At 70.9% G+C, this 20665-nt stretch carries 17 protein-coding genes, 3 pseudogenes and 1 riboswitch; of the genes and pseudogenes, 17 read left to right on the top strand and 3 right to left on the bottom strand.

Annotation, left to right across the window (positions count from 1 at the left end; genetic code table 11):
* Positions 1 to 219 precede the first annotated feature (219 nt).
* Together ACU6WZ_RS03780 and ACU6WZ_RS03775 are read left to right on the top strand one after the other, a co-directional pair.
* Positions 220 to 1902: an ISAzo13 family transposase gene (locus ACU6WZ_RS03780; RefSeq protein ID WP_447031705.1), complete on the top strand. Its 1683-nt coding sequence runs from the start codon at positions 220 to 222 to the stop codon at positions 1900 to 1902.
* A gap of 59 nt (positions 1903 to 1961) precedes the next feature.
* A complete protein-coding gene (locus tag ACU6WZ_RS03775; protein ID WP_447033841.1) occupies positions 1962 to 2447 on the top strand; it encodes a LacI family DNA-binding transcriptional regulator in 486 nt (161 codons plus the stop codon).
* Between the two features lie 144 nt (positions 2448 to 2591).
* On the opposite strand, the pseudogene ACU6WZ_RS03770 reads toward ACU6WZ_RS03775, so the two are convergent.
* Positions 2592 to 2777: pseudogene (locus ACU6WZ_RS03770) on the bottom strand (sugar ABC transporter permease); the annotation flags it as partial.
* Positions 2778 to 2855: 78 nt separating this feature from the next.
* On the opposite strand from ACU6WZ_RS03770, the gene ACU6WZ_RS03765 reads away from it, so the two are divergent.
* Positions 2856 to 3182 (top strand): glycosyl hydrolase 53 family protein, encoded by a 327-nt coding sequence (locus ACU6WZ_RS03765; RefSeq protein WP_447033840.1) that lies wholly within the window; start codon positions 2856 to 2858, stop codon positions 3180 to 3182.
* A 337-nt stretch (positions 3183 to 3519) separates the two neighbouring features.
* A riboswitch (cyclic di-AMP (ydaO/yuaA leader) is annotated at positions 3520 to 3682 on the top strand.
* Between the two features lie 2 nt (positions 3683 to 3684).
* A complete protein-coding gene (locus ACU6WZ_RS03760) occupies positions 3685 to 4455 on the top strand; it encodes a LysM peptidoglycan-binding domain-containing protein (protein WP_447031704.1) in 771 nt (256 codons plus the stop codon).
* On the opposite strand, the gene ACU6WZ_RS03755 is transcribed toward ACU6WZ_RS03760, so the two are convergent.
* Positions 4449 to 4892, bottom strand: coding sequence for a DUF6807 family protein (locus tag ACU6WZ_RS03755; RefSeq protein WP_447031703.1), 444 nt, complete (start codon positions 4890 to 4892; stop codon positions 4449 to 4451). The genes ACU6WZ_RS03760 and ACU6WZ_RS03755 overlap by 7 nt on opposite strands.
* A gap of 191 nt (positions 4893 to 5083) precedes the next feature.
* Here ACU6WZ_RS03755 and ACU6WZ_RS03750 point away from each other — a divergent pair, with 191 nt between their 5' ends.
* The 13 genes and pseudogenes from ACU6WZ_RS03750 to argF all read left to right on the top strand — a co-directional run bounded on the left by ACU6WZ_RS03750 (position 5084) and on the right by argF (position 20127).
* Entirely contained in the window at positions 5084 to 6940 is a 1857-nt protein-coding gene (locus ACU6WZ_RS03750; protein WP_447031702.1) for a methylmalonyl-CoA mutase family protein, read from the top strand.
* The gene (gene scpA, locus ACU6WZ_RS03745; protein WP_447031701.1) at positions 6940 to 9144 is read left to right on the top strand and encodes a methylmalonyl-CoA mutase; all 2205 of its coding nucleotides are present in this window, start codon (positions 6940 to 6942) and stop codon (positions 9142 to 9144) included. Before ACU6WZ_RS03750 ends, scpA begins: the two co-directional genes overlap by 1 nt.
* Positions 9145 to 9150: 6 nt before the next feature.
* Positions 9151 to 10131 carry a methylmalonyl Co-A mutase-associated GTPase MeaB gene (gene meaB, locus ACU6WZ_RS03740; RefSeq protein ID WP_447031700.1) on the top strand — a complete coding sequence of 327 codons (981 nt, stop codon included), beginning with the start codon at positions 9151 to 9153 and terminating at the stop codon, positions 10129 to 10131.
* 86 nt (positions 10132 to 10217) lie between these two features.
* On the top strand, positions 10218 to 10652 hold the full coding sequence (locus ACU6WZ_RS03735; RefSeq protein WP_447031699.1) for a cell division protein SepF: 435 nt from the start codon (positions 10218 to 10220) through the stop codon (positions 10650 to 10652).
* 55 nt (positions 10653 to 10707) lie between these two features.
* Entirely contained in the window at positions 10708 to 11916 is a 1209-nt protein-coding gene (locus ACU6WZ_RS03730) for an AAA family ATPase (RefSeq protein ID WP_447031698.1), read from the top strand.
* A gap of 31 nt (positions 11917 to 11947) precedes the next feature.
* The gene (locus ACU6WZ_RS03725) at positions 11948 to 12328 is read left to right on the top strand and encodes a nucleotide pyrophosphohydrolase (RefSeq protein WP_447033839.1); all 381 of its coding nucleotides are present in this window, start codon (positions 11948 to 11950) and stop codon (positions 12326 to 12328) included.
* A 137-nt stretch (positions 12329 to 12465) separates the two neighbouring features.
* Positions 12466 to 13005: a DUF6099 family protein gene (locus ACU6WZ_RS03720; protein WP_447031697.1), complete on the top strand. Its 540-nt coding sequence runs from the start codon at positions 12466 to 12468 to the stop codon at positions 13003 to 13005.
* Positions 13004 to 13189 (top strand): annotated as a pseudogene (locus tag ACU6WZ_RS03715) (homocysteine S-methyltransferase); the annotation flags it as partial. The gene ACU6WZ_RS03720 and the pseudogene ACU6WZ_RS03715, both read left to right, overlap by 2 nt.
* Before the next feature lie 165 nt (positions 13190 to 13354).
* Positions 13355 to 13552, top strand: a pseudogene (locus ACU6WZ_RS03710) (homocysteine S-methyltransferase family protein); the annotation flags it as partial.
* A gap of 116 nt (positions 13553 to 13668) precedes the next feature.
* The gene (locus ACU6WZ_RS03705) at positions 13669 to 15156 is read left to right on the top strand and encodes a 3' terminal RNA ribose 2'-O-methyltransferase Hen1 (RefSeq protein WP_447031696.1); all 1488 of its coding nucleotides are present in this window, start codon (positions 13669 to 13671) and stop codon (positions 15154 to 15156) included.
* Positions 15153 to 17690 carry a polynucleotide kinase-phosphatase gene (locus tag ACU6WZ_RS03700; RefSeq protein WP_447031695.1) on the top strand — a complete coding sequence of 846 codons (2538 nt, stop codon included), beginning with the start codon at positions 15153 to 15155 and terminating at the stop codon, positions 17688 to 17690. The genes ACU6WZ_RS03705 and ACU6WZ_RS03700 overlap by 4 nt, the downstream gene beginning before the upstream one ends.
* Before the next feature lie 126 nt (positions 17691 to 17816).
* Positions 17817 to 19049, top strand: a complete 1233-nt coding sequence (locus ACU6WZ_RS03695; protein ID WP_447031694.1) for an arginine deiminase — start codon at positions 17817 to 17819, stop codon at positions 19047 to 19049.
* 70 nt (positions 19050 to 19119) lie between these two features.
* Complete coding sequence (gene argF, locus ACU6WZ_RS03690) at positions 19120 to 20127, top strand: ornithine carbamoyltransferase (RefSeq protein WP_447031693.1); 1008 nt, start codon at positions 19120 to 19122, stop codon at positions 20125 to 20127.
* Positions 20128 to 20138: 11 nt separating this feature from the next.
* On the opposite strand, the gene ACU6WZ_RS03685 is transcribed toward argF, so the two are convergent.
* A complete protein-coding gene (locus ACU6WZ_RS03685; RefSeq protein WP_447031692.1) occupies positions 20139 to 20579 on the bottom strand; it encodes an ATP-binding protein in 441 nt (146 codons plus the stop codon).
* Between the last annotated feature and the right edge of the window lie 86 nt (positions 20580 to 20665).

Genomic DNA, 20665 nt, shown 5'->3' with positions numbered 1-20665 from the left:
TCAGCGACGCTCCTTCCCCAAGCTCTCGGCTTCGCTCGAGCAGGGGAGACCCCATCCGCCTCCCTCCTCCGCCTTGCAATCGAAGCCGCATGACGCCGCTCGCTGATCCACTCCCCATCGTGGGGGAGGTCGTTATCCTCGGAGAAGCCGATGAAGGGGCAGTGAGGGCCTGCGGAGAAACAAGTCGTTGCTTCCGCTGTTGCTCGTCGTTGTTGTGCTATGGGGATGTCGGAGGGGGCCGAGGCGGGCCTGGCGGCGAAGTTCCAGGCATTGTTGCCGCATCTGGACGAGCGCCAGCGCCGGTTAGCCATGGGAGCGGAGGCTCGGTCGCTGGGGCATGGCGGGATCAGAAAGGTGGCCCGGGCGGCCGGGGTGCGTGAGGGCACCGTCTCCCGCGGGGTCGCTGAACTGGAGGCCGGTGCGGCCCCGTTGGGCCGGACCCGCCGGGAGGGCGGAGGCCGCAAGCGCGCGGTGGATCTCAACCCTGGGCTGCGGCCCGCACTGCTGGCCCTCGTCGAGCCGGACATGCGGGGTGATCCGATGTCGCCGCTGCGCTGGACGACGAAGTCGACCCGTCATCTGGCCGGCGAGCTGACGGGGCAGGGGCACCGCATCTCGGCGGAGACCGTGGCCGACCTGCTGCGTGAGGAAGGATTCAGCCTGCAGGGCAACGCCAAGACGGTTGAGGGCAGGCAACACCCGGACCGCGACGGCCAGTTCCGCTATATCAGCGAGCGGGCCAAGGACTACCAGGCCGCGGGGGACCCGGTGGTCAGCGTCGATACCAAAAAGAAGGAGGTGGTCGGCAACTACAAGAATGCGGGCGTCGAGTGGCACCGCGAGGGCGACCCGGTCCGGGTGCGGACGCACGACTTCCCGGACCCGGAGCTGGGCAAGGCCGTCCCGTACGGGATCTATGACCTGACTGCGAACACCGGATGGGTCAGCGTGGGCACCGACCATGACACCGCCGCGTTCGCCGTGGAGTCGGTCCGCCGCTGGTGGAACGGCCAGGGACGCGACGACTATCCCCACTCCCGGCGGCTGTTGATCACTGCGGACGCGGGCGGCTCGAACGGCTACCGCACCCGCGCCTGGAAGGCCGAACTGGCCGCCCTGTCCCTGGAGACCGGCCTGGAGATCACCGTCTGTCACTTTCCGCCAGGTACTTCAAAATGGAACAAAATTGAGCACCGGCTGTTCTCCCACATCACCATGAACTGGCGCGGCAGGCCGCTGACCAGCCATGAAGTCATCGTGAACAGCATCGCCGCGACCACCACTCGCACCGGACTCAAGGTCCACGCCGAACTCGACACCTCCGCCTACGAGACCGGAGTCCGGATCGGCGACCGGCAGATGGACGCCTTGCCGCTGCACCGCCACGAGTGGCACGGCGACTGGAACTACACCCTCCGTCCCGAGGCGTTCGCCCAGGTCAATGACGCACCGGACCCCTTCGACCAGCCCAGCCCCGACCTCGCCTGGCTCTGCCACCCCGCCCTGACCGGAATGCCGGCCCAGGAATGGGACACGCTCATCACCACGATGACCACGCTCCACGAGGACCAGCGCGAGAAGAACCTGGATAAACGGCGCGGTCACCGCCCACGGCTCCAGGCCCCCGGCACCGGCCGGCGCCCCATGCTCACCCTCGCCGACCGGCTCCTGGCCACCGTCCTCCACCAGCGGCTCGGCCTGCCCCAAGTCGCCGTCGCCACCCTCTTCGGCGTCTGCCCCGAGACGATCAACAGGCGCATCCGCGACATCCGCCAGCTCCTGAAGACGATGGAGCACACCATCACGGCGGCCAGCTGCCAACTCGCCACACTGGCACACCTCTACGACCACGCGAGCGCGGTCGGCATCGCCCTCCCGCCGGAGATCAAGACGGCGAGTTAATGATCCGCAGGCCCTGAGTGGGAGCGGGACGCGCAGAACCGGAATCGCGTCAGCCAGTGATGGCGGACGTGGCCCGGGTCGCCGGAGTGTCCCACCAGACGGTGTCGCGCGTGCTCAACGGCGCCCCGCACGTCCGTCCGGGCACCCGTGACCGGGTGCTCGCCGCGATCCGGGAACTCGACTACCGCCCCAACGTCGCTGCCCGCGCCCTGGTCACCCGCCGTTCCCAGACCCTCGGTGTGGTCAGTTTCGGCAGTGCCCTGTACGGCCCCGCCTCCATGCTGGACGGCATAGAGCAGGCGGCGCGCAGCGCGGGCTACTTCGTGAGCGTGGCGAGCCTGCGCTCCCTGGACAGCCGCTCCATCCAGGAGGCCGTGGACCGGCTCAGGGACCAGGGCGTCGAAGGCGTTGTCGTGATCGCGCCGCACACCCCGGCGGTGCGGGCCGTCGCCAAGCTGTCGACGGCCGTTCCCGTGGTCGCCGTAGGCGCAGGCAGCGAATCCCGGGTGCCCACCGTGGCGGTCTGGCTGTCTGCGCTCACATGATCCTCGCTTCGGGAGGGGCTCCGACGCGGACTCCGTCCTCCCATTCAACGCCGACACCGCCGTCCGCGCATCAGCGGGCCGCTGGGTGAAGGAATTAGCCACCCGTACGTCGCGCGGCCCGCCGTACTCAGCGCAGTGCCGGGGTCAGGAGCCGACCTTGCGCTTGTTGTAGACGTCGAAGCCGACCGGCGCGAGCAGCACCAGGCCCTTGATGACCTGCTGGAAGTCGGTGCCGATGCCGACCAGCGACATGCCGTTGTTCAGCACACCGAGCACCAGCCCGCCGATGATCGCGCCCAGTACGGTCCCGACGCCGCCGGAGGCCCGCGCTGGCCGGGCTGGTCTTCGCCGCCCGGCTCAACGCGGGCACACCGCAGGGCGGTTCGACAACGCGGTGCAGCAGGGCGTCTGGCACGGGCCGCTGTCCGGCCTCAGGCCAACCTCGACGACGCGTCCGCCCGGTACGGCAAGCCGGTCCTGGTCGCTGAGACGGCGTGCGCGCACACCCTCGTGAACGACGGCGACCTGGAGAACAACGTCGCCAGGGCCGATCAGCTGATGTCCCGCTATCCGGCCACGCCGGCGGGTCAGGCCGCCAACCCGCGTGACGTTACGCCGAGCAGTCCGCCGCCGCACCACACGACCCGGCCCACGGGGGCCGGTGAAGGGGCTGCGCAACGGTGCCCGGCGTGCCCCGCACGCCCCGGCGCGCCCGCGAGCCTGGACTGCGCCTGACCGGACCATGACTTCATCCTGCTATTTCCGATATGGGCGATTTTCCGTACGCGTGACGCACCGCCACGCCCTGCCCCCTTCGGGGAGCAAAAAGGACAAATCAATTGGCCGGTTCCGGTGACATGGGTCACGCGGGCCGAGCTGTGTGCGGCGTCACGGACCGGTACGGAACCCTTGTGCCGGAAGCGAGTTGAGTGGCCTGTAGATCAATTGCGAGGCCATTCTTCGGGGGCTTTCCTGTTGCGCGGATTACATTTCCGAATTCGAGGCTTGTTCGCCGCGGCCTTTCTCGCTTAACGTCACCGTCAATCCGGTCGGACCGCCTAATCCTGCCACCGTCCGGAATCCCCCGACACTCACGCACGGCAGGAACGGGAGACCCAGTTAAGTCGCCGGTCCGGTATCCGGAACGGCTTGGGGTGAAGTCGCACGCTGCGTGCGACCGGACATCTCCAGTCCGAACCCGACAGCTCATCTCGTAGGCGACGGAGAGGAATTCGTCATGCCCTCAAAGGGTAAGCACCATCGTTCCAGGTTCAGCCCGCTGGCCCGCGGCCTCGTCGCCGTGAGCGCCGGCAGCGCCGTGCTCGCGCTGCCGATCCTCGGCTCGGCCACCGCCCAGGCGGCCGAGCCCGCCGCCGCGCAGAAGGCCGCCGCCACCTACTCGGTGGTCGCGGGCGACTCGCTGTCGAAGATCGCTGAGAAGCGTTCGCTGACCGGCGGCTGGAAGCAGCTGTACAAGGACAACCGCAAGGTCGTCGGCGACGACCCGGCGCTGATCCACCCCGGTCTCAAGCTGACCATCGGCGCCAAGGCCCCGGCGAAGGCTCCGGCCAAGCCGAAGGCCAAGGCTCCCGCCAAGGCGGCGACCCCGGCGAAGGCCGACGCGGACCGCGCGTCGACGTCCGCCCGCGCCGACCGCTCCGAGCGCCCCCAGCAGGCCGCGACGTACACCAACGACCTCGACGGCTGGATCAAGGAATCACTGGCCATCATGGCCGAGCGTGGTATCCCCGGTACATACGAGGGAATTCACCGCAACATCATCCGTGAATCCGGCGGCAATCCCCTTGCCATCAACAACTGGGACGTCAACGCCGCAGCCGGAACGCCTTCCAAGGGCCTCCTTCAGGTGATCAAGCCGACGTTTGACGCCTACTGGGTTCCCGGCACTTCCAAGGACAGTTACGACCCGGTCGCCAACATCACGGCCGCGTGCAATTACGCCGCTGACCGGTACGGCTCGATCGACAATGTGAACGGCCCCTACTGATATTCCGTCAGGTGCCTTGACCGGCTGAGGAACGACTCGATCCGGTCGTATTCGGGCTCGCCGTCGGCGACCACCACCCGGTAGTGACAGGAGAAGCTGTCGCCGGGCGGCAGGGCGAACTCCTCGTGGAACGCCCAGGAGACGGCGACGGTGGGAGTGGGCTCGGAGCGTACGAACCAGTGGGACGACGGGTGCATGGTGCCGTCGTCCCACTGGGCGTTCCGCTGGGCATTCGGCTGGGAGTTCCGCCACGGGGCGTGCTGGGCTTCGGCGAAGACGAGGGTGCTCGGCGCCTCGACGAGAACACGCCGACGGGATCGCTCCTGATCGTCGGCGGCTTCGCGGTGACGGCCGCCTCCGCCTGGTTCGCGACACCACTGGCGGTCCCCGTCCTCGGCGCCGTCATGGCATTCGCCGTCGCCGTCGAGACCCGGCACGCGGATGCCCGCAGGACGCGCCCTGATCCAGACCGGCCGTCTCAGCTCTGCGCCTGCTCCAGCCAGCGCGTCACCATGCGGACGTCGCGGGCGACCGCCACACCCGAGGCGCCGTGCGCCCCCGGCAGAGAGGGCAAGGTCACAGCCGTAGACCCTGCTGCTCATCCGTTCCGCTGTCCTAACATCCGAGCATGACGGTTCTCCCCGATGACGGGCTTTCGCTCGCCGCTGAGTTTCCGGACGCCTCCCACGACCAGTGGCAGCGCCTCGTCGAGGGCGTACTGCGCAAGTCGGGCAAGGACGTTACGGGCCCGGCGGCCGAGGAGGCGCTGGCGACGGCGCTCGACGACGGGCTCGTCGCCCGTCCCCTCTACACGGCACCCACCGACGTCCCCGACACCGGATACCCGGGTTTCGCCCCCTACGTCCGCGGGGGCAGGCCCGTGGGCGGCTGGGACGTGCGGCAGCGGCACACGTCGGCCCAGGCAGGACCCGCCAACGAGGCCGTGCTCGCGGACCTCGAAAACGGTGTGACGTCGCTGTGGCTGTCCATGGACGGGGCCGGCGACGGCCTGCCCGTGACCGGCCTCGCGCAGGTCCTCGACGGGGTCTATCTCGACCTGGCGCCCGTCATCCTCGACGCGGGCGGCGAAACCGCCGCCGCCGCGGCCGTGTTGCTGCGGCAGTACGAGCAGCGGGGCGTCGCCCGTGACGCGGCGCGTGGCAACCTCGGCGCGGACCCCCTGGGGCTCGCCGCCCGCACCGGCGAGGCCATGAACCCCGGCTACGCGGCCGACGCCGCGGAGCTGGCGCGGCGCTGCCACGAGCAGTACCCGGGGCTGCGGGCGCTGACCGTCGACGCGCTGGCGTACCACGAGGCCGGGGCGTCCGCCGCCCAGGAGCTGGGCATCTCGCTCGCGACCGGTGCGGCGTACCTGCGACTGCTCACCGGCGCCGGACTGCCGGCCGAAGCGGCCCTGCGGCAGCTGGAGTTCCGGTACGCCGCCACCGCCGACCAGTTCCTGACCGTCGCCACCCTCCGGGCGGCCCGCCGCCTGTGGGCCAGGGTCGCCGAAGTATGCGGGGCCGCTGATGCTGGCGCGCAGCGCCAGCACGCCGTGACCTCGCCGGTGATGATGACCCGCCGCGACCCGTACGTGAACATGCTCCGCGCCACCGTCGCCTGCCTTGGCGCGGGTGTCGGCGGCGCCGACGCCGTCACCGTGCTGCCCTTCGACCACGAGCTGGGCCTGCCCGACGCCTTCGCCCGCCGCATCGCGCGCAACACCTCCACGATCCTGCTGGACGAGTCGCACCTGGGCCGCGTCGCCGACCCGGCCGGCGGCTCCTGGTACGTCGAGCGGCTCACCGACGAACTCGCCCACGCGGCCTGGGCGTTCTTCCAGGAGCTGGAACGGGCGGGCGGCCAGGAGACGGCGCTGTCCACCGGCCTCGTCGGCGAGCGCATCGCCGCCACCTGGGCGCAGCGCAAGAAGAAGCTCGCCAAACGCCGCGAACCGATCACCGGCGTCAGCGAGTTCCCGAACCTGGCCGAGAAGCCCGTCGTACGTCAGCCCGCGCCCGCCGGCCCGTCCGGCGGCCTGCCCCGGGTGCGCCGCGACGAGGCGTACGAGGAGCTGCGCGCACGCTCCGACGCGCACCTGGCCGCCACCGGCGCCCGGCCGCGCGTCTTCATCGCCGCGCTCGGCCCGGCGTCCGCGCACACCGCCCGGGTGGCCTTCGCCGGCAACCTCTTCCAGGCCGGCGGCGTCGAGCCGGTCCACGACCCGGTGTCGGTGGACGCCGCCACGGCCGCCGAGGCGTTCCGGCGCAGCGGCGCCGAGGTGGCCTGCCTCTGCTCCAGCGACGCGCAGTACGCACAGGAGGCCGAGCAGGTCGCCGCCGCCCTCAGGTCGGCAGGCGCGAGGCAGGTGCTCATCGCGGGCCGGCCCGGCGGCCACACCGGAATCGACGACCACATCTTCGCGGGCTGCGACGCGGTGAGCGTCCTGACCTCCGTACTCGATCGCATGGGAGCACCGGCGTAATGCAGATTCCCGACTTCTCCCAGGTGCCTCTGGGCTCCGTCGCGCCCGCCACGGCCACCGAGGAACAGTGGCGCGCCGCCGTGAAGGAGTCCACCGGCAGCAGCGCCGAAGACCTGCTGTGGGAGACGCCCGAGGGCATCGCCGTCAAGCCGCTCTACACCGACGACGACGTGGCGGGGCTCGACTTCCTCTCGACGTACCCGGGCGTCGCGCCGTATCTGCGCGGCCCCTACCCGACGATGTACGTCAACCAGCCGTGGACCATCCGTCAGTACGCCGGTTTCTCCACCGCCGAGGAGTCCAACGCCTTCTACCGCCGCAACCTCACCGCGGGTCAGAAGGGCCTCTCGGTCGCCTTCGACCTGCCCACGCACCGCGGCTACGACAGCGACCACCCGCGGGTGACCGGTGATGTCGGCATGGCGGGCGTCGCCATCGACTCCATCTACGACATGCGTCAGCTCTTCGACGGCATCCCGCTGGACAAGATGTCCGTGTCGATGACGATGAACGGCGCCGTGCTGCCCGTCCTCGCCCTCTACATCGTGGCGGCGGAGGAGCAGGGCGTACCGCCGGAGCAGCTCGCGGGGACCATCCAGAACGACATCCTCAAAGAGTTCATGGTCCGCAACACCTACATCTATCCGCCCGGCCCCTCGATGCGGATCATCTCCGACATCTTCGCGTACGCCTCGCAGAAGATGCCGCGCTACAACTCCATCTCCATCTCCGGCTACCACATCCAGGAAGCCGGCGCGACGGCCGACCTGGAGCTCGCCTACACGCTCGCTGACGGCGTCGAGTACCTGCGGGCCGGCCGGGAAGCCGGCCTGGACGTGGACGCCTTCGCACCGCGGCTGTCCTTCTTCTGGGCGATCGGCATGAACTTCTTCATGGAGATCGCCAAGCTGCGTGCCGCCCGGCTGCTGTGGGCCAAGCTCGTCAAGGACTTCGAGCCGAAGAACGCCAAGTCACTGTCCCTGCGCACCCATTCGCAGACCTCCGGCTGGTCGCTCACCGCCCAGGACGTTTTCAACAACGTCACACGTACGTGCGTGGAGGCGATGGCCGCGACCCAGGGCCACACCCAGTCGCTGCACACCAACGCCCTCGACGAGGCCCTCGCCCTGCCCACCGACTTCTCCGCCCGCATCGCCCGTAACACCCAGCTCCTGCTCCAGCAGGAGTCGGGCACCTGCCGGGTCATCGACCCGTGGGGCGGCAGCGCGTACGTCGAGAAACTCACCCATGACCTGGCGCGACGCGCCTGGCAGCACATCCAGGAGGTCGAGGCCGCCGGCGGCATGGCGAAGGCCATCGACGCGGGCATCCCGAAGCTCCGCGTCGAGGAGGCCGCGGCCCGCACCCAGGCCCGTATCGACTCGGGACGCCAGCCGGTCATCGGCGTCAACAAGTACCGCGTGGAGACCGACGAACAGATCGACGTCCTCAAGGTCGACAACTCCTCGGTACGCACCCAGCAGATCGCCAAGCTGAAGCGGCTGCGGGCCGAGCGCGACGACAGCGCCTGCCAGGACGCGCTGCGCGCACTGACCGACGCGGCGGGCCGTGCCCCGGGGCCGGGACTGGACGGCAACCTGCTCGCCCTCGCCGTCGACGCCGCCCGGGCCATGGCCACCGTCGGGGAGATCTCCGACGCCCTGGAGAAGGTGTACGGACGGCACGCCGGGCAGATCCGTACGATCTCCGGGGTGTACCGGAGCGAAGCAGGGGAGAACCCTTCCGTGGAGCGCACCCGCAGCCTGGTCGACGCCTTCGAGGAGGCGGAGGGCCGCCGTCCGCGCATCCTGGTGGCCAAGATGGGCCAGGACGGGCACGACCGCGGCCAGAAGGTGATCGCCACCGCGTTCGCCGACCTCGGCTTCGACGTCGACGTGGGCCCGCTGTTCCAGACGCCCGCCGAGGTGGCGAGCCAGGCGGTCGAGGCGGACGTGCACATCGTGGGCGTCTCGTCGCTGGCCGCCGGCCACCTCACCCTCGTACCGGCGCTGCGCGAACAACTCGCCGAGGAGGGCCGCGACGACATCATGATCGTCGTGGGCGGCGTCATCCCGCCGCAGGACGTCCCCACGCTGCTGGAGATGGGCGCCGCCGCGGTCTTCCCGCCCGGCACGGTCATCCCGGACGCGGCACACGACCTGGTGCGGCGGCTCGGCGCGGCGCTCGGCCACGACGGGCTGTAGGCGCGGATGGCCATCGACCTCGACAGCTACGTGAAGGGCGTACTCGACGGGAGACGGGCGTACGTCGCCCGGGCGATCACCCTCGTCGAGTCCACCCGCCCCGACCACCGCACCCTTGCCCAGCAGCTGCTCACCGAGCTGTTGCCGCACGCCGGCCGGGCGCGGCGGATCGGCATCAGCGGGGTGCCCGGGGTGGGCAAGTCCACCTTCATCGATGCCTTCGGCACCCGGCTGACCGGGCTCGGCCACCGGGTCGCGGTGCTGGCCGTCGACCCCTCGTCCACCCGCACCGGCGGGTCCATCCTCGGCGACAAGACGCGCATGGAGCGGCTGGCCGTGGACCCGGCGGCGTTCGTACGGCCGTCACCGAGCGCGGGCACCCTCGGCGGGGTGGCCAAGGCGACCCGCGAGTCGATCGTCGTGATGGAGGCGGCGGGTTACGACGTGGTGCTGGTGGAGACCGTCGGCGTCGGCCAGTCGGAGACCACCGTCGCGGGCATGGTCGACACCTTCCTGCTGCTCACCCTCGCCCGCACCGGCGATCAGCTCCAGGGCATCAAGAAAGGCGTCCTGGAACTGGCCGACGTCATCGCGGTCAACAAGGCCGAAGGACCGCACGAGCGCGACGCCCGCGCCGCCGCCCGCGAACTCGCGGGCGCACTGCGGCTCATGCATCCCGCTGACGCCGCCTGGACCCCTCCGGTCCTGTGGTGCAGCGCCCGCGAGGCCAGCGGCCTCGACACGGTCTGGGACCGCATCGAAGCGCACCGCGCCGTACTGGACGCGGGCGGCAGGCTCGCCGCCAAGCGCCGCGACCAGCAGGTCGACTGGACCTGGGCGATGGTCCACGACGAGATCCTGCGCCGGCTCCGCTCCCACGACGACGTACGCACCCTCGCCCCCACGCTCGAACAGCAGGTCCGCGACGGCGAACTGACGGCAACACTCGCCGCCGAACAGATCCTGCGGGCATTTGGCGGAAAATAGCGCCGGTCCGTGTCGCTGATGGGCCGAACGGGTGAGGCGCGCGAGGATGGCCGGATGCAGATCCAGCACGTGAGCGAGGTGGTCCGGTGAACAGGTACGACGACGTCACCGACGAGCAGTGGGCCGGGCTCGCCCAAGTCGTGCCGCTGCGCAGCAGGAACGAGTGGCCGCCCGGCACGGGGCACCGCGGTGCGGAGGCAGCGGCGGAAGACGCCGAGCAGCGGCGGATGATCGTACTGCGCGTGCAGGTCTTCTCCGACGCGCGCGAGGTCGCCGGTCACCTGATGGCGCGGGTCCCGGTACTCCTCGATCTGACGGCCGCCGACCCCGGTGTGGCCAAGCGGATCCTGGACTTCAGCAGTGGTGTGGTCTTCGGCCTCGGCAGCGGCATGCACCGCGTCGACCGGAACGTCTTCCTGCTGGCGCCGGCCGGCATGGAGGTCGAGGGAGACGAAGGAGCCGAAGGAGTTGAAGAAGAAGGCCTGGAAGGGGTTGAAGCGGCCGGGGTCCCCCGATCGTAGGAAGGTCTGGCAGGCGTAACGGTTCGCCTGTCCGGTCCCTGCGTACCGTCCGGCCATGACCGTCGCCTCCCGGGGAGCGCTTCCCGGACCTCAGCCCGACGCCCGCGGCCTTCCCGGCCTTCCCGCCGTCACCGAACTGCGGCTCTCGGCCTTCCGGTCGCACCGCGGCCGGGTCGTGCCACTCACCCCGGTCACGCTGCTCGCCGGGAGCAGTGGCAGCGGCAAGACGGGCGTCCTTCAGGCGTACGACGCCCTGGCCCGCCTCGGAGGCGGAGCCGAACTGGCGTCCGTGTTCCGGGACCCGGGGGGCTGCGTGCCGGAGCGGGCGGGACCCGATGCCCAGGGACGGCGGGGCTTCAGGATCGGGTGCACCGCCGGCGGGCCGCTGGGTCCCGTACGCCTCGATCTCGCCGTACAGGCCGAGCCCCGGCTGCGGATCGTCGGCGAACGGCTGACCTGCGACGGACACACCCTCATGGCCACCGCGCTGCGTGACCCGGGGCGCGGCTCGGTGGAGGCGGGCTGGTACACGGGCGGCTCGGAGCCGATGACGCGGGCGGCGCTGCCCGACGACCTGCTGGGCACGGCGCTGCTGCCGCTGCATGTGGCGGGCAGGACACCCGGCCAGCTGCGGGTGCTCGCCGCAGCCGAACAGGTGGTGGTGGCGCTGCGGTCGGTGTTCGTCTGCGACCCGCAGCCCGCCGGGATGCGGGAACCGGTGGTGCCGGGGGAGGGGCGCCTGCGGCGCGGCTGCGACAACCTCGCCGAGGTGCTGCGGCGTACGCATCACCAGTGCGCGAGGCGTCACGCGCGGCTGGCGGCGATGCTGGGGGCCGGGTGCGCGGGCCGGGCCGACGCGCTGACCGTGGAGGAGCTCGCGGACGGGAGGGTACGGGCCCTGGTGGGCCGTGGCGGTGCGCGCGGCACGCCACTGGGGCGGCTCGGGGACGGCGAGTTGCGGTACCTGGCGCTCGCACTGGTGCTGCTGACCGGGCCGGGGGTACTGGCCGTGGACTCCGTCGGTGAGGTGCCGGCGGCCATGCAGGCACTCACCGTCGTGGCCGACGGCTTCGACCGGTCGCTGGACGGGCGGCAGTTGCGGGAGCTTGTGGGGCTGGCCGCGGCGGTCGGCGGCGAGGGGCACATCAGACTGGTGGGGACGGTCTCGGACGCGGCGTACGCAGGCGGGGCCGGTGGGGTCGGTGGGGTGGGCGAGGTCGGCGGGGTGTCGGTGGTGGATCTGAGCGACGGAGAAAGGGAGTGAGGCGCAGGTGAGCGAGGACGAAGTGAATGACATGCACGGCGCACGGGACGTACGCGGCGGGCACGGCGCACGCGACGTACAGGCACTGCAGCGCAGGCTGACGGAGTTCGCGGCGGCGCGGGGCTGGGAGCCGTACCACACACCGAAGAACCTGGCGGTGGCGCTGAGCGTGGAGGCCGCCGAACTGGTCGAGATCTTCCAGTGGTTGACGCCCGAGGAATCGGCGCGGGTGATGCAGGATCCGCAGTCCGCGCACCGGGTGGCGGACGAGGTCGCCGATGTCCTCGCGTACCTCCTGCAGTTCAGTGCGGTGCTCGGGATCGATGTGCTGGAGGCGCTGGCGGCCAAGATCGAACGCAACGAACTGCGCTTTCCGGTGGCGAAATCCCGAGATCGTCACTCTACGGAGTGATGGAAATATCCAAAACCGCTTTTCTGTCCACAGATTTCGCCATACCCCTGGCTTTCCGGGCCCCATGCCCTCACTCTGGGTAGTGAACGGTGGACGGTGCGCGCACAGCGCGGACCACGGCGGAACGGGGGCGGCGCATGGACGCGGTGAGGCTCATCGGGCAGAGCCGGCGCGCACTGGCGCAGAGCCAGGAGGCGCTGGGCATCCTGGCGGAGGCATGGCAGGCGCAGGCACTGGCCCAGGCGATCGGCGGTCAACTGGCGCTGACAGGACCGGCGGAGCTGAGAGGTGAGGCGCGCCGGCTGAGCGAAATGAGCAGCAGGTTCTGCGGGGTGCTCGACATCGGGGCGCTGCGCGGAGCGGCCGTGGCCGCGGCCGAAGTGGACGGCTCTGCGCAGAGCGGAGGGCCGAAGCTCCCGGACATCCGGCCGCGGGCCGCGCTGCTCTCCGCGGTGGCGGACGCGCGAGTCGCGCTGACGGCGCTGGCCGGGCTGCTCGGGGAGGTGGGGATCGCGCTGGTCGGGGTCGCCTGCGCCACCGACGAGGAGGCGCTGTACTGGCAGTGCATCGAGGGCATCGACGCCGCCGACGAGGCCGGCGACCGGGTGCGCGGGATATTACGCAGACTCGCGGTGCGTGAGCAGGACAGACGGCGCAGCGCGGCCCGGGACGGATGAGGCGGCAGTCGGGCTCTCGTACAGCGTCGCGGGCGCCGAGACGCGGGCCGGTCAGCCACTCGACGAGGCCTCCGCCCTCGCGGCGGGAAACGATCAGGTGATCGCCGTGGGCGTCAACTGCTGCGACCCGCGCGACCCGCGCGACACGGACGCGGCGGTGCGGCTCGCCGCGTCGGCGACCGGTAACGGCCTGGTGCGCGATAGGGGGCGGATCAGCCCGCGGCGTCGGATGCGGTGCGTCGGAAGGCGGCGGAGCGTCCTCATAGCGGAGCTATGAGGGCGTTTCGCCAACGCGGCGAGGTGCTGTAGCCGGCGTCGCGGGCTCGTCCCCTATCGCGCACCAGGCCGTAAACCGGCGGTGGCCTACCCGAACAGCGGCGAGGAGTGGGACGCGGCGTCCGGGCGGTGGTGCGGCGAGGGCACGTACGACCCGGTGCGGGTGCGTCAGTGGCGGGCGTCGGGAGCCCGGCTCGTCGGCGGTTGCTGCCGGGTCGGGCCCGCCCGGATCGCGGAGCTCGCCTCGCTGGTGGCGTGCGAGGGCCTGTGACAGAGCGCGTAGCGGAGCCTGTAGTCGCGCGGCCGCCCGCGATCAGTCCCTGGCCTCGCCCTTTCGGCGCGCTAAATCCCTGGTCCGGGCGGGCCGGGCGGACGATACTCGGACGCGTGTTCCTGACGATCAGTACCACCGGCAATCAAGAGCGTCCCGCGACCGACCTCGGGTTCCTGCTGCACAAGCACCCCGATCACGCGCAGAGGTTCTCCACTTCCCACGGCACGGCGCACGTCCTGTACCCCGAGGCCTGTGCCGAGCGGTGCACAGCGGCGCTCCTGCTGGAGGTGGACCCGGTGGCGCTGGTGCGGCCGGGCAAGGGCAAGGGGCGCGGCGGCTCACCCGACCTGGCGCTCGCGCAGTACGTCAACGACCGCCCGTACGCGGCCTCGTCACTGCTGGCCGTCGCGCTGAGCACCGTCTTCAAGACCGCCCTCCAGGGCATCTGCGCCGCACGCCCCGAACGCGCGGCGACCGCCATGCCGCTGCGCATCGAGGTTCCCGCACTGCCCGCGCGGGGCGGCGCCGAACTGGTGACGAGGCTCTTCACACCGCTGGGCTGGACCACGGTGCGGGCCGAGCCGGTCGCACTGGACGAGCAGTTCCCGCAGTGGGGCGACTCGCGCTACGTACGGCTCGTACTCGAAGGCGAACTGCGGCTGGCCGACGCCCTGCGCCAGCTGTACGTCCTGCTGCCCGTGCTGGACGACTCCAAGCACTATTGGGTGGCGCCCGACGAGGTCGACAAGCTGCTGCGTGCCGGTGAGGGCTGGCTGGCCGACCACCCCGAACAACAGCTGATCACCAGCCGCTATCTCTCCCGGCGCCGGAGCCTGACCCGACAGGCGATGGAACGGCTCGAACTGGTACGGCTCGCCGAGGCCGACGACCTCGCCGTCGAGGACATCGACAACGCCGTGGACGAGACGACCGACACCGAGGAACGACCGATGCCGCTGGCCGTGCAGCGACGCGACGCGATCCTGGAGCAGTTGCGGGTCAGTGGCGCGAGCCGGGTGCTCGATCTGGGCTGCGGGCAGGGCCAGTTGGTGCAGGCGCTGCTGGGGGACACGAAGTTCAGCGAGATCGTCGGCGTGGACGTCTCCGCGCGAGCGCTGACCGTCGCCGCCCGGCGGCTGAAGCTGGACCGCATGGGCGAGCGGCAGGCCGACCGCGTGAAGCTGATGCAGGGCTCTCTGACGTACACCGACAAGCGGCTCGCGGGATACGACGCCGCCGTGCTCAGCGAGGTGATCGAACACCTCGACCTGCCGCGGCTGCCCGCCCTGGAGTACGCCGTCTTCGGTTCCGCGCGCCCCAGGACCGTGCTCGTGACCACGCCGAACGTCGAGTACAACGTGCGCTGGGAGAGCCTTCCCGCCGGGCACGTGCGCCACGGCGACCACCGTTTCGAGTGGACGCGTGAGGAGTTCCGCGGCTGGGCGGAGCGGGTGGCGCAGCGCCACGGTTACGGCGTGGAGTTCGTCCCGGTGGGGCCCGATGACCCCGAGGTGGGCCCGCCCACCCAGATGGCCGTTTTCACCATGACCGCACAGGACAAGCAGGCCGCACAGGACAAGCAGGAGGCGAAGGTCGCATGAGCAGCACCGAAACCCGCACGCTCCCCGTCACCGACCTGTCCCTCGTCGTCCTGATCGGCGCCACCGGGTCCGGCAAGTCCACCTTCGCCCACCGCCACTTCAAGCCCACCGAAGTCCTCTCCTCCGACTTCTGCCGCGGCCTCGTCGCCGACGACGAGAACGACCAGAGCGCCAGCCGGGACGCCTTCGACGTGCTCCACTACATCGCCGGCAAGCGGCTCGAAGCCGGGCGGCTCACCGTCGTCGACGCGACCAACGTCCAGTCCGAGAGCAGGAAGCAGCTCGTCCAGCTCGCCAGGAAGTACGACGTACTGCCCATCGCGATCGTCCTCGACATCCCCGAAGAGGTCTGCGCCGCCCGTAACGCGTTGCGCCCCGACCGTGCCCAGATGCCCGGCCACGTCATCCAGCGCCACCGGCGCGAGCTGCGCCGTTCGCTGCGCGGACTGGAGCGTGAAGGGTTCCGCAAGGTGCACATCCTGCGTGGCGTCGAGGAGGTCGACGCCGCCGAGATCGTGCGCGAGCGGCGCTACAACGACCTCACCCACCTCACCGGCCCCTTCGACATCATCGGCGACATCCACGGCTGCCGCTCCGAACTGGAGACCCTGCTCGGCAGGCTCGGTTACGTCGACGGCGCGCACCCCGAGGGGCGTACCGCCGTCTTCGTCGGAGACCTCGTCGACCGCGGCCCCGACAGCCCCGGCGTCCTGCGCCGGGTGATGGGCATGGTCGCCTCCGGCGACGCGCTGTGCGTGCCCGGGAACCACGAGAACAAGCTCGGCCGTCACCTCAAGGGAAAGAACGTCCGGCACACCCACGGGCTCGCCGAGACCATCGAGCAGCTGGAGAAGGAGGACGGCGCCTTCAGGGAGCAGGTGCGGGAGTTCATCGACGGCCTCGTCAGCCACTACGTCCTCGACGGCGGCGACCTGGTGGTCTGCCACGCCGGTCTGCCCGAGAAGTACCACGGCCGCACCTCGGGCCGTGTCCGCTCGCACGCGCTGTACGGCGACACGACGGGCGAGACCGACGAGTTCGGCCTGCCCGTGCGCTACGCGTGGGCCGAGGACTACCGGGGCCGCGCCGCGGTCGTCTACGGCCACACGCCCGTGCCCAGCACCTCCTGGATCAACAACACCATCTGCCTCGACACCGGTGCCGTATTCGGCGGCCGGATGACCGCGCTGCGCTGGCCCGAGCGCGAGCTGGTCGACGTACCGGCCGAGCGGGTCTGGTACGAGCCGGTGAAGCCGCTCACCACCGAGGCGCCCGGCGGCCAGGACGGCCGTCCGCTGGACCTCGCCGACGTGCGGGGCCGACGGGTCGTCGAGACCCGGCACCTGGGCCGGGTCACCGTACGCGAGGAGAACGCGGCGGCGGCGCTCGAAGTCATGAGCCGCTTCGCCGTCGACCCGCGCCTGCTCGCCTACCTGCCCCCCACGATGGCGCCGACCGCTACGTCCCAGGCGGAGGGCTACCTGGAGCACCCCGTCGAGGCCTTCGAGGCGTACCGCGCGGACGGCGTCGCCAGGGTCGTGTGCGAGGAGAAGCACATGGGCTCGCGGGCCGTGGTGCTCCTGTGCCGGGACGCCGACGTGGCCCGCGCACGGTTCGGCGTCGACGGGCCCACCGGCGTCGTCCACACCCGCACCGGCCGCCCGTTCTTCGACGAGCAGAGCGTGAGCGAGCTGATCCTCGCCCGGCTGCGCACCGCCGTGACCGAGGCCGGGCTCTGGGACGAGCTGCGAACCGACTGGCTGCTGCTCGACGCCGAGCTGATGCCCTGGTCGCTCAAGGCGACGGGCCTCCTGCGTCACCAGTACGCCGCCGTGGGCGCCGCGTCCCACGCCGTGTTCCCCGGCGCCCTGGCGGCCCTCGAAGCGGCGGCCGCCCGGGGGGTCGACGTGACGGAGCTGACGGCGCGCCAGCACGAACGCGCCGCCGACGCCGCCGCGTTCACCGATGCGTACCGGCGCTACTGCTGGCCGACGGAGGGACTGGAGGGCGTACGGCTCGCACCCTTCCAGCTGCTGGCCGTCCAGGGGCGTTCACTGGCGGGCGCACCGCACGACGAGCAGCTGGCCTGGCTGGACCGACTGGTCGAGCACGACCCGACCGCGCTGTTGCACACCACGCGCAGGCTCTACGTCGACACCGGCGACCCGGATTCCGTCCGGGCCGGCACCGACTGGTGGCTGGAGATGACCGGCCGGGGCGGCGAGGGCATGGTCGTCAAGCCCGTCGAGGCGCTCGCGCGCGACGGGAGGAACCGTCTCGTGCAGCCGGGCATCAAGGTGCGCGGCCGCGAGTACCTGCGGATCATCTACGGCCCGGAGTACACCCGCCCCGAGCAGCTCGCCAAGCTGCGAGGCCGCTTGCTGGGCCACAAGCGCTCGCTCGCCCTGCGGGAGTACGCGCTGGGTCTGGAGGCGCTGGACCGGCTGGCCGGCGGGGAACCGCTGTGGCGCGTCCACGAGGCTGTGTTCGCGGTCCTCGCGCTGGAGTCGGAGCCGGTCGACCCGCGGCTGTAGCGGGCGCCGACGCAGCCCCAGCGGCCAAGCGGCGGCCAAGTGGCCCGCACAACCGGCAGACAACCGCCTCAGCCACACTTCGCGGTAGGCACGCGCGGCCGCCCGCGCTCGGACAGGATGGGACCCATGGGATTCCATGTCGACTCCGAGACCGGGCGGCTTCGCCGCGTCATCCTCCACCGACCGGATCTTGAACTCAAGCGTCTCACCCCCGGAAACAAGGACGCACTGCTCTTCGACGACGTGCTGTGGGTGCGCCGCGCCCGTCAGGAGCACGACGGCTTCGCCGACGTCCTGCGCGACCGAGGCGTCGAGGTGCACCTCTTCGGCGACCTGCTGCGCGAGTCCCTGGAGATCCCGGAGGCCAGGAACCTGGTCCTGGACCGGGTCTTCGACGAGAAGGAGTACGGCCCGCTCGCCACCGGCCACCTCCGCGAGGCGTTCGACGAACTCCCGGTGGCCGACCTCGTCGAGGCTCTCGTCGGCGGCATGACGAAGCGGGAGTTCCTGGAGCGCCACCACGAGCCGACCTCCGTCCGCTTCCACGTCATGGACCTGGACGACTTCCTTATCGGCCCGTTGCCGAACCATCTGTTCACCCGGGACACCTCGGCCTGGATCTACGACGGTGTGTCCATCAACGCGATGCGCTGGCCGGCCAGGCAGCGCGAGACCGTCCACTTCGAGGCGATCTACAAGCACCACCCGCTTTTCCGGGGCCCGGAGGCCGGCGCCTTCCACCACTGGTCCGAGGGGCAGCACGACTACCCCTCCACCATCGAGGGCGGCGACGTCCTGGTCATCGGCAACGGCGCCGTACTGATCGGGATGAGCGAGCGCACCACCCCGCAGGCCGTGGAGATACTGGCCCGAGGGCTCTTCGCGGCGGGCTCGGCCACCACCATCGTGGCGCTCGACATGCCCAAGCACCGGGCGTTCATGCACCTCGACACGGTGATGACGATGGTCCACGGCGACACCTTCACCAAGTACGCCGGGCTCGGCATGCTCCGCTCGTACGCCATCGAACCCGGCTTGGGCGAGGGTGAGTTGAAGGTCACCGACCATCCGCCCGAGCACATGCACCACGCCATCGCGGCCGCTCTCGGGCTGGACTCCATCCGGGTGCTCACCGCCACCCAGGACGTGCACGCGGCGCAGCGCGAGCAGTGGGACGACGGCTGCAATGTGCTGGCCGTGGAGCCGGGGGTCGTCGTGGCGTACGAACGCAACGTCACCACCAACACGCATCTGCGCAAGGAGGGCATCGAGGTCATCGAAATCCGAGGCAGCGAACTGGGCCGGGGGCGGGGAGGCCCCCGCTGCATGAGCTGCCCGGTGGAACGCGACACTGTATGATGATGCGCTCCATTGTATATAGTTGCATCGCATCCGTCGTTACCGTCGTTACCACCCAGGAGCAGCCACCATGGCGACAGACCTCGCAGGCCGCCACCTCGTCAAGGAGCTGGACTTCACGGCCGAGGAGTTCCGCGGCCTGATCGCCCTCGCCGCCGAGCTCAAGGCCGCCAAGAAGGCCGGCACCGAGGTGCCGCGGCTGCGCGGCCGCAACATCGCCCTGATCTTCGAGAAGACCTCCACCCGCACCCGCTGCTCGTTCGAGGTCGCCGCCGCCGACCAGGGGGCGTCGACGACGTATCTCGATCCCTCCGGCTCCCAGATGGGCCACAAGGAGTCGGTAAAGGACACGGCGCGGGTGCTGGGCCGGATGTTCGACGGCATCGAGTACCGCGGGGACAGCCAGGCCGCGGTCGAGGAACTGGCCGCGCACGCCGGAGTGCCCGTCTTCAACGGGCTCACCGACGACTGGCACCCCACCCAGATGCTCGCCGACGTCCTCACCATGACCGAGCACTGCGCAAAGCCTCTGGAGCGCATCGCCTTCGCCTACCTGGGCGACGCCCGTTTCAACATGGGCAACTCCTACCTGGTCACCGGCGCACTGCTCGGCATGGACGTACGCATCGTCGCGCCCCGCGCCTATTGGCCGGCCGAGGAGGTCGTCGCGCAGGCCCGCAAGGCCGCCGAGGCGAGCGGCGCCCGGATCACGCTCACCGAGGAGGTCGCCGAGGGTGTCCTCGGCGCGGACTTCGTCGCCACCGACGTGTGGGTGTCGATGGGGGAGTCGAAGGAGGTCTGGGCCGAGCGCATCGAGGCGCTCGCTCCGTACGCAGTCACCATGGATGTCCTGCGTGCCACCGGCAACGCGGACGTGAAGTTCCTGCACTGCCTGCCGGCCTTCCACGACCTGGGCACCCAGGTCGGCCGGGACATCCACGAGCAGTACGGCCTCACCGAACTCGAAGTCACCGACGAGGTCTTCGAATCGGCTCACTCGGTCGTCTTCGACGAGGCCGAGAACCGGATGCACACCATCAAGGCGGTGCTCGTCGCCACCATGGCCGACGCCGTGTAGGCCGCGCGCCCTTACAGCGGAGCCGGCGGGAGCGCCCGCAGCATGAACCAGACCGCCTTGCCGTGTGCGGTGGGGCGGTGGCCGCAGTCCGAGCTGAGCGTGCGGATCAACAGCAGCCCCCGGCCGTGCTCCTGCCAGGGGTCCGGCGCGGAATCGTCCCCCGACCGGTCCAGGTTGCCCGGCGGGGCCGGGTCCCCGTCGTGCACCTCGATCCGGCAGCCGGCCGGCAGCAGCCGCACCGCCAGCTCGATGGGCCGCTCACCGCTCGTATGCTCCACCGCGTTGGCGACCAGCTCGGCGGTGAGCAGCTCCGCCGTGTCGCTGTCCGCCGTCGCCTCGCCCCCGTCGACGGCGGCCAGAGCCGTACGGATCAGGGCGCGCGCCATCGGGACCGCGGCGGCGGTGTGCGGCAGTGCGATACGCCAGGAGGCGGAGCCTGGAAATTCGAGCACGGCGAGGCGCCCCTTTCGGGAGCGAGCGGTGAGGCGTATTGCGTACTCGTGACGATGGTCACAGATAAGTGATACCGTCGATGGGT

The organism is Streptomyces hypolithicus (assembly GCF_052934925.1).
This window is presented reverse-complemented; position numbering and strand designations above follow the sequence as displayed.

Coding starts and splice junctions, on each gene's coding strand:
- scpA (WP_447031701.1), top strand. CDS start 6,940: ATGCAGATTCCCGACTTCTCCCAGGTGCCTCTGGGCTCCGTCGCGCCC.
- ACU6WZ_RS03730 (WP_447031698.1), top strand. CDS start 10,708: ATGACCGTCGCCTCCCGGGGAGCGCTTCCCGGACCTCAGCCCGACGCC.
- meaB (WP_447031700.1), top strand. CDS start 9,151: ATGGCCATCGACCTCGACAGCTACGTGAAGGGCGTACTCGACGGGAGA.
- ACU6WZ_RS03720 (WP_447031697.1), top strand. CDS start 12,466: ATGGACGCGGTGAGGCTCATCGGGCAGAGCCGGCGCGCACTGGCGCAG.
- ACU6WZ_RS03780 (WP_447031705.1), top strand. CDS start 220: ATGGGGATGTCGGAGGGGGCCGAGGCGGGCCTGGCGGCGAAGTTCCAG.
- ACU6WZ_RS03725 (WP_447033839.1), top strand. CDS start 11,948: ATGCACGGCGCACGGGACGTACGCGGCGGGCACGGCGCACGCGACGTA.
- ACU6WZ_RS03750 (WP_447031702.1), top strand. CDS start 5,084: ATGACGGTTCTCCCCGATGACGGGCTTTCGCTCGCCGCTGAGTTTCCG.
- ACU6WZ_RS03760 (WP_447031704.1), top strand. CDS start 3,685: ATGCCCTCAAAGGGTAAGCACCATCGTTCCAGGTTCAGCCCGCTGGCC.
- ACU6WZ_RS03700 (WP_447031695.1), top strand. CDS start 15,153: ATGAGCAGCACCGAAACCCGCACGCTCCCCGTCACCGACCTGTCCCTC.
- ACU6WZ_RS03695 (WP_447031694.1), top strand. CDS start 17,817: ATGGGATTCCATGTCGACTCCGAGACCGGGCGGCTTCGCCGCGTCATC.
- ACU6WZ_RS03775 (WP_447033841.1), top strand. CDS start 1,962: ATGGCGGACGTGGCCCGGGTCGCCGGAGTGTCCCACCAGACGGTGTCG.
- argF (WP_447031693.1), top strand. CDS start 19,120: ATGGCGACAGACCTCGCAGGCCGCCACCTCGTCAAGGAGCTGGACTTC.